11 protein-coding genes and 1 tRNA gene are annotated in these 12,319 nt (G+C 66.7%); 4 read left to right on the plus strand and 8 right to left on the minus strand.

What is annotated here, in order from left to right; translation table 11 throughout:
- Positions 1-7: 7 nt before the first annotated feature.
- Positions 8-907 carry an enoyl-CoA hydratase/isomerase family protein gene (locus ACOGXD_RS11135; protein ID WP_419915116.1) on the minus strand — a complete coding sequence of 300 codons (900 nt, stop codon included), beginning with the start codon at positions 905-907 and terminating at the stop codon, positions 8-10.
- A gap of 208 nt (positions 908-1,115) precedes the next feature.
- On the opposite strand from ACOGXD_RS11135, the gene recA reads away from it, so the two are divergent.
- From recA to miaA, 4 genes are all read left to right on the plus strand, one after another.
- Positions 1,116-2,201 carry a recombinase RecA gene (recA, locus tag ACOGXD_RS11140; RefSeq protein ID WP_419854021.1) on the plus strand — a complete coding sequence of 362 codons (1,086 nt, stop codon included), beginning with the start codon at positions 1,116-1,118 and terminating at the stop codon, positions 2,199-2,201.
- 156 nt (positions 2,202-2,357) lie between these two features.
- Positions 2,358-4,160, plus strand: coding sequence for a flavin-containing monooxygenase (locus ACOGXD_RS11145; protein ID WP_419915118.1), 1,803 nt, complete (start codon positions 2,358-2,360; stop codon positions 4,158-4,160).
- Positions 4,161-4,224: 64 nt separating this feature from the next.
- The gene (locus ACOGXD_RS11150; protein ID WP_419915120.1) at positions 4,225-5,721 is read left to right on the plus strand and encodes a MiaB/RimO family radical SAM methylthiotransferase; all 1,497 of its coding nucleotides are present in this window, start codon (positions 4,225-4,227) and stop codon (positions 5,719-5,721) included.
- A gap of 13 nt (positions 5,722-5,734) precedes the next feature.
- Positions 5,735-6,760, plus strand: coding sequence for a tRNA (adenosine(37)-N6)-dimethylallyltransferase MiaA (gene miaA, locus ACOGXD_RS11155; RefSeq protein ID WP_419915122.1), 1,026 nt, complete (start codon positions 5,735-5,737; stop codon positions 6,758-6,760).
- Positions 6,761-6,801: 41 nt separating this feature from the next.
- On the opposite strand, the gene ACOGXD_RS11160 is transcribed toward miaA, so the two are convergent.
- The 7 genes from ACOGXD_RS11160 to ACOGXD_RS11190 all read right to left on the minus strand — a co-directional run bounded on the left by ACOGXD_RS11160 (position 6,802) and on the right by ACOGXD_RS11190 (position 12,271).
- Positions 6,802-7,992, minus strand: coding sequence for an aminotransferase class I/II-fold pyridoxal phosphate-dependent enzyme (locus ACOGXD_RS11160; protein ID WP_419915124.1), 1,191 nt, complete (start codon positions 7,990-7,992; stop codon positions 6,802-6,804).
- A 92-nt stretch (positions 7,993-8,084) separates the two neighbouring features.
- Positions 8,085-8,348 carry a type II toxin-antitoxin system RelE family toxin gene (locus ACOGXD_RS11165; protein ID WP_419915126.1) on the minus strand — a complete coding sequence of 88 codons (264 nt, stop codon included), beginning with the start codon at positions 8,346-8,348 and terminating at the stop codon, positions 8,085-8,087.
- Complete coding sequence (locus tag ACOGXD_RS11170) at positions 8,345-8,596, minus strand: type II toxin-antitoxin system Phd/YefM family antitoxin (protein ID WP_419915128.1); 252 nt, start codon at positions 8,594-8,596, stop codon at positions 8,345-8,347. The genes ACOGXD_RS11165 and ACOGXD_RS11170 overlap by 4 nt, the downstream gene beginning before the upstream one ends.
- A 36-nt stretch (positions 8,597-8,632) precedes the next feature.
- On the minus strand, positions 8,633-9,877 hold the full coding sequence (gene hflX, locus ACOGXD_RS11175; protein ID WP_419915129.1) for a GTPase HflX: 1,245 nt from the start codon (positions 9,875-9,877) through the stop codon (positions 8,633-8,635).
- A gap of 113 nt (positions 9,878-9,990) precedes the next feature.
- Positions 9,991-10,998 carry a diaminopimelate epimerase gene (dapF, locus tag ACOGXD_RS11180; protein WP_419915130.1) on the minus strand — a complete coding sequence of 336 codons (1,008 nt, stop codon included), beginning with the start codon at positions 10,996-10,998 and terminating at the stop codon, positions 9,991-9,993.
- A gap of 214 nt (positions 10,999-11,212) precedes the next feature.
- The gene (locus tag ACOGXD_RS11185; RefSeq protein ID WP_419915131.1) at positions 11,213-12,172 is read right to left on the minus strand and encodes an SDR family oxidoreductase; all 960 of its coding nucleotides are present in this window, start codon (positions 12,170-12,172) and stop codon (positions 11,213-11,215) included.
- Positions 12,173-12,194: 22 nt separating this feature from the next.
- Positions 12,195-12,271, minus strand: a tRNA-Gly gene (locus tag ACOGXD_RS11190).
- Positions 12,272-12,319: the final 48 nt, after the last annotated feature.

Consider the following 12,319-nt stretch of genomic DNA (forward strand, 5'->3'; position numbering starts at 1 on the left):
ATGGAACTCAGTCGTCTGTGCTGTCGCCGTCAGCGGAGCCGCGGGTGTCGATGCCGGCCACGAGGTCGCCGACCCGCATCTCGCCGTCGCGCGTCTGGCCGCCCAGTTCAATGAACTGTTCCATGGCGGGCTGCGCCTCCGGGGTGCGCAGGAGCCGCTGGAAGAGGTACCGCTCCTCGAACATGCCGTCCCTGAGAGGAAGTTCGTCGGCCGCATTGACGGCTTGCTTGGCCAGGGCGACGGCTTGGGGCGGGAACTTCGCGATGCGATACGCCAGCTCGGTGACGAACGGCCGCAGCTCATCAGCGGGCAGTGCCCGGTTGAGGTAACCCCACTGCTCCGCCGTGCGAGCATCGATGTCGACGCCGCCGAGGATCACCTCCATGGCGCGGCCGCGCCCGACCAGACGGGGGAGCCGCTGCGTGCCGGTGCCGCCGGGCAGGATGCCGATCGGCACCTCCATCTGGTTGATGACCGTGCGGTCGAGCGCGCCGAAGCGCATGTCGCACGACATCGACAGCTCGCTGCCGCCGCCGCCGACCCGCCCGCCGATCTCGACGATGGTGGCCTTGGGCATGGTGCGGTACGTCTCGCACATGGCGTGGAACCCGACGTGTTCTGTGGGCCGCTCGGCGGGACCATCGGTGGGGTAGCCCAGGATGGCCGTCACGTCGAAGTGGGCGATGAAGAAGTCCGGGTTGTCGCTGCGGAGCACCACCACTCGCACCGAGTCGTCATCGGCGACGTGAACGCTGAACTTCGCGAGTTCGCGGAACAGCGCCGGCGTCATCACGTTGATCGGCGGAGCGTCGATGGTGGCGAACACGACACCCGCGTCGCGCTCGATTCCCAGCAGCTCGAAGTCGCTGTCGGTCATCGCAGTGGATTGCTCAGCAGGGGGACTCATGGGGCGCAGCGTGCCACATGTGCGCGACACGATGGCGTGCTCGCCGCACGGCGGCTCAAGGCTTGACACGAACTGATGTTCGGAACTACATTGCTGTCATTCGGGACCGGCAGAAAATCACCCGAGATGTGTCACACCCCGCTTCTACGGTGCCCCAAGACGGCATCGCACATCGGGTGTGGCCGAACGGGAGTCCGAGGAGGACGACATGAGTCAGCAAGACACAGAACGGGACCGAGCGCTGGATATGACACTCACGCAGATCCGCCGCCAGTTCGGCGACGGGTCCGTGATGAAGATGGGCGAGAAGCACCACATGGCGGTCGAGGCGATCTCCTCGGGCAGCCTCGCGATCGACTTGGCGCTCGGCATCGGGGGCTTTCCTCGCGGCCGGGTGGTGGAGGTGTACGGCCCGGAGGCATCGGGCAAGTCCACGCTCGCCATGCACCTGGTGGCCGAGGCGCAGCGAACCGGCGGCGTGTGCGCCTATGTCGACGCCGAGCATGCGATGGATCCGGTGTACGCGAAGAACATCGGCGTCGATGTCGACGAGCTGCTGATCTCCCAGCCCGACACCGGCGAGCAGGCGCTCGAGATCACCGACATGCTCATCCGCTCGGGCGCCATCGATGTCGTGGTCGTCGACTCGGTGGCGGCACTCACGCCACGGGCCGAGATCGAGGGCGAGATGGGCGACACCCATGTCGGCCTGCAGGCGCGCCTCATGTCCCAGGCGCTGCGCAAGCTCACCGCCAACCTGAACAAGACCAAGACGATCTGCGTGTTCATCAACCAGCTGCGCGAGAAGATCGGCGTGATGTTCGGCAGTCCCGAGACCACCTCGGGCGGCCGGGCGCTGAAGTTCTATTCGTCCGTGCGGATCGACATCCGCCGCATCGAGGCCATCAAGGTCGAGGGCGAGGTCGTGGGCGGTCGCACCCGCGTCAAGGTCGTCAAGAACAAGGTGGCGCCGCCCTTCCGCCAGGCCGAGTTCGACATCATGTACGGGCAGGGCATCAGCCGTGAGGGCTCGCTACTCGACGTGGGTGTCGAGCACGGCATCGTGAAGAAGTCGGGTGCTTGGTACACCTACGAGGGCGAGCAGCTGGGTCAGGGCCGCGAGAACGCCAAGAAGTTCCTGATCGCGAATCCCGAGGTCACCGTCGAGATCGACGGCCGGATCCGCACCGCGCTCGGCATCGGGGCCGATGGCGAGGCAGACGACGATGCCGACGTGCTCGACCGCCTCGACGATGCGCAGTCAGCACGCTCCGAGGGTGCCAGCGTCGACTGACGCCCCGATCTGCTCGATACAGGTGCCACAGCGGGCGGCCCATGGGCCATCCTGACGAACCGGCACCGCACGGCGGTGTTGTCGTAGCCTGATCCGGTCGTAGGCGAGCGGGGCGATCCGGCTTCGGATCAGGAGCCTCGGATCGGGGAGAGTCAGGTGGCGCAGCAGACCGGGAAGCAGAAGGTCGACAAACAGAAGACCGACAAGCCGCAGAACGTCTTCAACTTCGACTATTCCCGCGACGTCGACGGCCGCCCGCCGCAGTCGTACTACGACGACATCAAGCAGCGGTTCGCTGAAGAACGCGATCTGCGGCTGAGCTACCGGCCTCCGGGCACGCAGATCTACACGTCAGAGTTCGTCGGCGAATTCGCCCGCTACGAGGAAGACCCGTATGCGAGTGAGCGCATCGAACGACCGCCTGTGCACGACGAGGTTGAGGTGCTGTTCATCGGGGGCGGGTTCTCGGCACTGCTGACCTCAGCCCGGCTGCGCCACAAGGGCGTGGAGAGCATTCGCATCGTCGAGCGCGGCGCCGATGTCGGCGGCACCTGGTACTGGAACCGGTACCCGGGAGTGGCCTGCGACGTCGTCTCATACGACTACCTGCCCTTGCTGGACGAGACCGGCTACGTGCCGTCCCGGCACTACGCCACCGGCGACGAGATCTACGAGTACTGCCGGCTGATCGCCCGCAAATACGACCTCTACGACCTGGCGATGTTTCAGACCACCGTGACCTCGACCGTCTGGGACGGCGAGGCAGAGTTATGGCGCATCGGCACCGACCGCGGCGATGAGATCACCGCCCAGTTCGTCATCTGCGCCAATGGGACCCTGGCCAAGCCGAAGCTGGCCGTCATCGAAGGTATGGAGCGGTTCGCCGGACACTCTTTCCACACGTCGCGGTGGGACTACGACTACACCGGCGCCGATCTCGAGAACCTCGGCGACAAGCGGGTCGGCATCATCGGCACAGGCGCGACCGCCGTGCAGGCCATCCCTCAGCTTGGCGAGATGTCCAAGGAGCTGTACGTCTTCCAGCGGACGCCGTCCTCAATCGACATCCGCGACGACTGGGAGACCGACCAGGACTGGGCGGCGAAGCTGAAGCCGGGCTGGCAGGCGCGCCGGCGCGAGCGAGCGATGGCCGGGCCTCGCCTCAGCGATGAGCAGAAGGCACGCCGCGCGGCGATGTCACGCGAGGAGAAGATCCGCCGCCAGGAGAACGCCAACATCGACGCCATGATGCGCATCCACCGACGCATCGATGAGGTCGTGGAAGACCCGGCGACGGCCGAGGCGCTCAAGCCCTGGTACATGCTCATGTGCAAGCGGCCGTGCTTCCACAACGACTACCTGCCCACGTTCAACCGGCCGAATGTGCACCTGGTTGACACCCAGGGCAAGGGCATCACCCAGATTACCGAGCAGGGCCCGCTCTTCGACGGCGAGCAATACGAACTCGACCTGCTGATCTACGCCACCGGGTTTGAAGTGCAGCAGACCGGCATCTACAACCGCATCGTGGGCGAGCACGACCTGGAGCTGAACGACAAGTACGCAGACGGCATCCGCACGCTGCTGGGCATCCACACCGCCGGCTACCCGAACCTGTTCATTATGGGCGGCTACCAGGCGTTCTTCGCGTTCAACCTGACCGACGTGCTCAACAGCCAGGGCGAGCACATTTCCGAATGCATCGATTTCGTGCGCAGCAGCGGCCTGCAGTCAATGGACTGCTTGCCCGAGACCGAGGAATGGTGGGTGCAGCAAGTCATCGCCAACCGCGGCAAGACCACCCGCAACCGCGACTGCACTCCCGGCTACTACAACTTCGAGGGCGCCGAGAACCGCCGCCAGGACGGCAACTTCAACGGCAACATCAAGCAATACCTGGGCTTCATGGCACACGCCCGCGACAACATGTCGGAGAACTTCGCCTTCACCCGGCGTTGACCGCGCTGATCTGACTGAGTTCAACCTGCCTTCCGCCTTTGGGCGCGCCCCTAGCCTTGACGCCGTGACTGCGGGCGAGCGAGTGGGCGACGACGGGGGCCGGCGCAGCTACTTCGTGCGCACCTACGGGTGCCAGATGAACGAGCACGACTCCGAGCGGATTGCTGGCCTGCTGGAAGCCGACGATCTTGTGGCCGCGCCCACGATGGCTGACGCCGACGTCATCGTGCTCAACACGTGCTGCATCCGAGAGAACGCCGACAACAAGCTCTACGGGCAGCTCGGGCATCTCAAGCGCCTCAAGGAGGAACGACCCGAGGTGCAGATTGCTGTCGCCGGCTGCCTGGCGCAGAAGGACCAGGATCTCGTGCGGCAGCGGGCGCCTCACGTCGACGTGGTGTTCGGCACGCACAACGTGGCCCGTGCTGCCGACTTGCTGGGCGAGGCCCGCGTCTCAGGCCCCGTGACGGAGATCCTGGCTGAGTCCGACGAGTTCCCTTCCGCGCTGCCTGTGCGACGGGATGCACAGCACGCTGCATGGGTCACAATCCAGATCGGCTGCGACAACACCTGCGCGTTCTGCATCGTGCCCTCGGTGCGCGGCCGGGAGATTTCCCGGCCGTTCGGCGAGCTCATCGACGAGGTGGGCCGCCTGGCAGCCGACGGCGTCAGCGAGGTGACGCTGCTGGGGCAGAACGTCAACAGCTACGGCCGCGACGTGACCCTGGCACTCCGCCGCACGAACGGTGCGTCTGGCGCGGACGGACCCGCCGATGCCGCGTGGCGAGCCGGCGAGACCTGGGCCAGCGGGCGACGCACGGCCCGCCCGCTGTTCGGCGATCTGCTGCGGGCGGTTGGCGCAGTCGACGGCATCGAGCGAGTGCGATTCACCAGTCCGCACCCAAAGGACTTGCGGGCCGACGTCATAGCAGCCATGGCCGAGACGCCAGCGGTGTGCGAGCACCTGCACCTGCCCCTGCAGTCCGGTAGCGACGAAGTGCTGAGGGCAATGCACAGGGGCTACACCGCCCAGCGCTACCTAGAGCGGCTGGAGGCCGCCCGCGCCGCCGTCGACGACCTCGCGGTCAGCACCGACATCATCGTGGGATTCCCCGGCGAGTCCGAGCGCGACTTCGCTGACACGCTCGAACTGGTGGCGGCGGCCCGCTTCGACAGCGCGTTCACGTTCGTGTTCTCGCCGCGGCCCGGCACCGAAGCCGCAGAGATGGTCGACGGGTTCGTGGCCCCCGAGGTATCTGCTGACCGCATGGAACGGCTGCGAGCCGTGATCGAGCGCTCTGCACGCCGGGGCAACGAATCCCGGGTGGGTCGTGTCGAAGAGCTGCTTGTGGAGGGACCGTCGAAGCGAGATCCGGGCACGCTTACCGGCCGCACGCGCCAGAACCGTCTCGTCCACTTCGCGTCGACTGAGCCGCTGCGTACCGGCACCTATGCGCGGGTGCGGGTGACCGACGCCGCCACGTTCCACCTCAGCGGCGAGCTCATCGAGGTCATCGCCCCGGCGCGACACCGCACCCGCATCCCGGTTGCCGCCCGCTGAGAGGCAGGACGCCATGGGTGGCGACAGCGGCCATCGGCCCCTGGTCATCGTGGGCCCGACGGCGTCGGGCAAATCGGCGCTCGCGATGGAATTGGCCAGGCGTGCCCGCTTTCGGCCAGACATTGCGGGTATGACGGAATTGGTGTCGGTCGACTCGATGCAGGTGTACCGGGGCATGGACATCGGCACCGCCAAACCTACGGCCGCCGAGCAGGCCGACGTGCCGCACCACCTCATCGACCTTGTCGATCCCGCAGAGCGGTTCACCGTGGTCGACTACGCCACTGCGTTCGAAGCTGCGATGTCCGACATCGCAGACCGCGGCGCGGTCCCATTGCTGGTCGGTGGCACCGGCCTGTACCTGCGCGCCGTCATAGACGGTCTCACGCCGCCCCCGGAATTCCCCTCGATCGCCGCCGAACTCGAGGCCGAGGCGTGTGCCGCCGGTGAGCCGGAAGGGACCGTCGCCCTGCACTGTCGACTGGCCGAGCTGGATCCTCTGGCCGCCTCACGCATGGAGCCGACGAACCTGCGGCGGATCGTCCGGGCGCTGTCCGTGTGCTTAGGCACCGGCCGACCGTTCTCGTCATACGGTCCGGGGCTGACCAGCTATGCGCCGGTGCCGTACCGGATCGTCGGCGTCGAGATCGACCGGGACACGCTCGACCAGCGCATCGCGCAGCGCTACCGGCAGCAGATCGAGGCGGGCTTCGTGGAGGAAGTGCGCCGGCTCATGAGCGACCACACGTCGAACGAGCCGGGGTCGGCAGCCGGCGTGGGGGACTGGTCCACTCAAGCGCCCTCCCAGCCCGCGGCACCGCTGTCGCGCACCGCAGCGCAAGCGCTCGGCTACAAGGAGCTGCGGGCGCATCTGGCAGGGGAGTGCACGCTGGACGATGCACTCGAGGTCGCAATCGCACGCACCCGGCGATTTGCCCGTCGCCAGCAGCGCTGGTTCGCCCGTGACCCCAGGATCATCTGGATTCCGCACGAAAGTGCTGCGGAGATGGCCGATCGGGTCGAGCAACTTGAACCCTGAAGGCCTCCGGACGCACCGAGCTTCAACTGGTGATCGAAGGTTCAGCCGAGGCGGGATTCGACCATGTCGAGCGCATCGTCGGTCAGCACGGCTGCGACCCGAACACGATCGGCTGCGGCGGGTCCGTAGAACTCGCCCGGCGAAACGAGAATGCCTGCCTCGCTGAGCAGCGTACGAGTGAACGCCCAAGCGTCGCCGTCGGGGGCCGCGGCCCAGAGGTAGAAGCCACCGCGCGGCAGCGCAGGCTCGGGGCCGAAACGGCCCACGATGCGCGCGAGGCGCTCCAGCCGGTTCCGGTATCGCTCTCGCTGCGCTGCGACATGGACCTGATCCGCCAGCGCAGCGACCGCCGCCGCCTGCGCGGGACCTGGAACCATGAAGCCGGCGTGCTTGCGAACCTCTCGCAGGAAATGCACGAGCTCGGGATCGCCCGCGTAGAAGCCCACCCTTACACCCGCCAGGTTCGACCGCTTGGACAACGAATGAACCGCCACCACGCCGTCGACCTCAGCGCGCACGCTGCTGCCCGACTCTGCACCGCGCTCATCGCCGCCAGTTGAGTCGCCGGCCGTGGCCGCGGAGGCCGGCGTCAGGATTGTGCGTGGAGGCCCGTCCCAGGTGAACTCTGCGTAGCACTCGTCGCTGAAGACAGGCACATCCCGTTCGCGTCCCCAGCGCGCAGCAGCATCGAGATCATCAAGGCCGCCGGCGGGATTGCCGGGTGTGTTGACCCAGAGCACCAGGGCCCGCTCGGCGTCGGCATCGGAGATGGCGTCGAGCTGGATCGACCAGTGTTCGTCAGCCGGCACAGGCACTGCTCGGCAGCCGGCCAGCTCAGCTCCCATTGCATAGCTGGGGTAGCTGATCTCGGGGAAGAGCACGGTGTCCCGTTCGGGAGTTCGCAATCGCAGCCAGTGCGGCAGCCCTGCCACGAACTCCTTCGAGCCAATCGTCGCTGCCACTTCTGCATCGGCGTCGACCTGCACACTGAGCCGTTCGGTGCACCAGCGCGTGGCGGCCTCCCGAAGCTCGGGCGTGCCGATCGACGGCGGGTAGCCGCGCTCGGAATCCGACGCTCCCAGCGCTGCCAGCACAGCCGGCGCGGGCGGGTCCACCGGCGTGCCGATGGAGAGGTCCACCAGCCCGCCGTCATGTCGCTCAGCGAGCGGCTTCAGCTCGTCCAGCCGGTCATAGGGATACGGTGGCGGCACATACCCGGCGCGTGCGTTCACCGCATCAGTGTGCACTGATCTGCGTCCAGACAGTCCCGTTGACGTGGAGGTGATGTCGATCCGCGCAGCGAGGGCCCCCGTCGCAGGCCGCATCAGCGCCGATAGACATCGCGGCGGTGGCCGACGCGGACCACCAGGATGAGCAGGCGCTCGTCGACGACCTCGTAGAGAATGCGATAGTCGCCCACCCGCACCCGGTACACGCCCGCCTCGCCGGTGAGTGCCACGCATCCGGGAGGTCTCGGCTCATCTGCCAGTAAGTCGATGGCTGCTCGAATGCGCTGCTGTTCTGCGCGCGGCAGCCGAGCAATCGACTTGACCGCGCGGCGTGCGAGGCGGACGCGGTATCGGCTCACCCCAGTCCCAGCGCGGCCTTGACCTCGTCCCAGGGCACGTAGTCGTCCTCAGCTCGAGCTGCCTCAAGCTCGCGGCGGTCATCGAGCTCGTCGGCGCGGTCAACGAGCTGATCGAAGGCCTCCGAGCTCAGTATCACTGCCACGCGTCGGCCGCGCTTCGTCACCGAAACCGGCTCGCCCGACCGGCGAGTGTCGTCGATCACCTCGGCCAGCCGGTTTCGTGCTTCGCTCACTGCAACTTCGATCATGTACGAATTGTACAAAATGGCACCGGCGCGAGGTTCTCATTCCCAGGCGTCAACGTCGATGACGAACTCGGCGAACAGGCTGCGGGCGACGTCGTCCAGCCGCGCGCGTACGACGGTCCCATCGTCGTCGTGAGTCTCCGAGAGCACCTCGCCTTCGCGGTGGACGGCTGCGAGGGCGTCGCCGCGGCTGTACGGGATGCGCAACTCGGTGACTTCCGTGAGATGTCGCAGCCGATCTCCGACAGCGAGCAGGAGGTCCTCGACACCGTCGCCACTGCTGGCTGAGATCGCACGGGAGCCTTCGTAGCGCTCCAGCAGCTGTCCGACTGTGCCGTCGTCGGCAACATCGCACTTGTTGAACGCGATGAGTTCGTCGATGTCCCCAGCGCCGATCTCGCGCAGCACCGAGCGCACCACATCGATGTGCATCTCCGGTTCCGCCGCCGAGGCGTCGACGAGGTGCACCAGCAGGTGGGCCTCGGCCACCTCCTCCAGCGTCGACATGAACGCCTCGACCAGCGAGGTGGGCAGCTTCTTGATGAACCCGACCGTGTCGGTGACGAGCACTGTCTCGCCGCCGGGCAGCTGCAGCCGCCGGGTGGTGGCGTCGAGCGTCGCGAACAGCCGATCTTCCACCAGCACATTGGCACCGGTCAGGCGCCGCAGCAGGGTCGACTTGCCGGCGTTGGTGTAACCCACGATCGCAACCGTGTGGTAGCGGGAGCGCCGGCGCGACTTGCGCTGGTTCAGCCGGGTCCGCCGCAGCCCCCGCAGGTCCTTCTCTAGCCGCGCCAGCCGCCGTTGGATACGACGCCGGTCCACCTCGAGCTGGGTCTCGCCCGGTCCCCGCGTGCCGATGCCGCCCGCCTGCTGCGAGAGCTGCCGCCCGCGGCCGCGCAGCCGGGGGAGCCGGTAGCGAAGCTGAGCCAATTCCACCTGCGCCTTGCCCTCGAGCGTCGTGGCGTTCTGGGCGAAGATGTCGAGGATTACCGCAGTGCGGTCCAGCGCGGTGCGCTTCAGAATGCGCTCCAGGTTGAACTGCTGGGCCGGCGACAGCTCGTCGTCGAACACCACGGTGTCAGCGTCGTGCTCAAGCGACGCATCGAGGATCTCGTCAGCCTTCCCCCGCCCCACAAACGTCGCCGGGTCGGGCGCATCCCGCCGCTGAACAATCCGCTCCACCGAGTCCGCCCCGGCAGTGTCGACCAACCGCTCCAGCTCGTCGAGGTTGGCGTCCACCTCGTCAGCAGTCCGCTCCGCCAGCTGCACCCCCACCAGCACGATCTGCTCCCGAAAGGCCCGATCAATCAGCCCCGACTCAGCCCCCCCAAACTCCCCAAAGCCCCCCCGATGACTCTCGTCCGAGCCCTGAGAAACCTGCTCAGAATCAGCCATCAAGAATCCAGTGACGGTGCGTCTAGTGGCCACACATGGTTGCCGAGGTGCTCTACCCAGACGCTGAGGATGGGGTGACCGTCGACTTCGTCGGTCGAGACGGTCGCCTCGCCGCCGGGCATCTCAATGAGAGTTTCTGCGTCGGGCGCCACGAGACCCCAGTCCCGTGCACGCACCGCAGCAGTGACCGCACCGGTGCCACACGCCTGCGTTAACCCTGCGCCGCGTTCCCAGACGGACATGCCGATCGACGACGAGTCCGCCGAATCAGAGTCCTCTTGCTCGGTCTGCCAGATGAACTCGACATTGATGCCGCGGGGAAAATGTGCTTCAAACGCTGCACCGAGATCGGCGGTGTCGCGTGCGCTGATCGGCCGACCAGCGTTGATGACGAGATGCGGATTGCCGACGTCGCCGGTCTCCCGCTGCACGCTTCCGAGGACCCGCCTGATGTGCTCGTCGAGTGAGGCCGAGATGTCCGGTCCGGGGGCCACGTGAGGCATGTGGACTTCGGCGAGCGGTTCGACCAGTTCAAGGGAGCCGCCCTCGGCTGTGGCGAGTTCGGCACTCAAGGTCACGCGCCTCGCTCCGTCTGCCGTGTCAACGGTGAGTGCGAGAAGCTCGTCGGGCGATTCGGCACCGTCACTAATCTCCATGCCCCCAACGAAGGTGCGGGCGACCTCATTGGCCAAGCACGCGAGTCCGTTGCCGCTCACTTCCGCTCGCGATCCGTCCGAGTTGAACAGCGTCATCTCTACGCGCCTGACTTGTGGTCTGGAAGCTGTTTCGTCAGCCTCCGAAGCCGAGTTCGGTTGCGTAACACTCATGCCAGTAGCCAGGATCAAGCCGTCGGCACCGATGCCCGTGCGTCGATCGCAGGTCGCTCGGGCGAGCTCGGCCAAGTCGCGGACGCGCCGTTCGAGATCAGCTTTCTCGGCGTCACTCAACAGAGCGACGAGAAAGTCGTTGCCGAGACCCTGATGCTTGGCGAGCCCGAGCGCGTTCACAAGTCCATTGTCACACCTGAACCCGGAAATTCACGAGCGAATTCTCAGGTAGGGCAAAGAACCGGACCGCCGAGGGGTGGGCGGGGGCAGGGGTACCCACGCGCAGTTATGAAGCGCCCCCAAGCCCACGCGACGTGACCACAAGGCGCTTCATCTGTTTGAGCATGGGTACCCCTGCCCCCGCCCACCCCGGGAGCGCGGAGCACCCAATGTGCTATGCCGTGGGTTCGCGCTGGCCGTAGTTCTTGAAGGTGTCCCCGATCGAGGTGGCTACCGAAGCCAGCTTCGAACGGCCCTCGTTCAGCCGGGGAGCCATGGCGGTCAGACCTTCGACAGTCCAGCGCCCCTCGGTGACGATGATGTCGTCGTCTGACAGCGACCAGCCCTGGTAGAGGCCCACCTCGTTGGCGCCCACATGGAACACCCCGCCAGTGAACGGGCAGTCTGCCGTTGAGAGGTACGCCACCAGCGGGCTGACGTTGGCCGGGTCGTACACATCGAACTGCGCGGGGTCGTCGGGCGCCTTCACCACGTCACCCAGCCCGGGCGTCTGCAGCGTCAGGCGGGTGCGTGCCACCGGCGCCAGGCAGTTGACGCGCACGTTGTAGCGGGCGAGCTCGCCGGCTGCCACGAGCGTCATCGCAGCAATGCCCGCCTTGGCGCCCGTGTAGTTGAACTGACCCAGGTTGCCGAGCATCGCGCCTGATGCCGTATTGATGATCGAGCCGTTGACTTCCTTGCCTGCCTTGGACTGCTCACGCCAATATGCAGCCGCCCACCGGGTCGGGCAGAAGTGGCCCTTCATGTGCACTTCCACGACGGCGTCCCACTCCGGCTCGGTCATGTTGACCACGACACGGTCGCGCAGGATCCCCGCGTTGTTGACCAGCACGTGCAGGTCGCCGAAGGCCTCGACGGCCTGATTCACCATGCGCTGGGCGCCCTCCCAGTCGGTGACGCTGTCGCCGTTCGCTACGGCCTCACCGCCCATGGCCTCGATCTCGGACACCACCTCTTGCGCAGGTCCCTGGTCCGCGCCGGTGCCGTCGGCGGAGCCGCCGAGATCGTTCACGACGATCTTCGCCCCCTCCGACGCCATCAGCAGCGCATGCTCACGGCCGATGCCGCGGCCCGCGCCGGTGATCAGCACGACACGTCCGTCAAGTGCACCCATGTTGTTCTCCCGTCATGGATCCTGGAGCGGATGACCGGGGTCGAACCGGCGACCTCAACCTTGGCAAGGTTGCGCTCTAACCAACTGAGCTACATCCGCGCGGCGGATCACTGTAGCAAGCGCCTACCGCAGCGATGCGTGGATTCA

The sequence above is a fragment of the Candidatus Poriferisodalis sp. genome, from assembly GCF_965204125.1.
In the GTDB taxonomy this organism is placed as follows: Bacteria; Actinomycetota; Acidimicrobiia; order Acidimicrobiales; family Poriferisodalaceae; genus Poriferisodalis.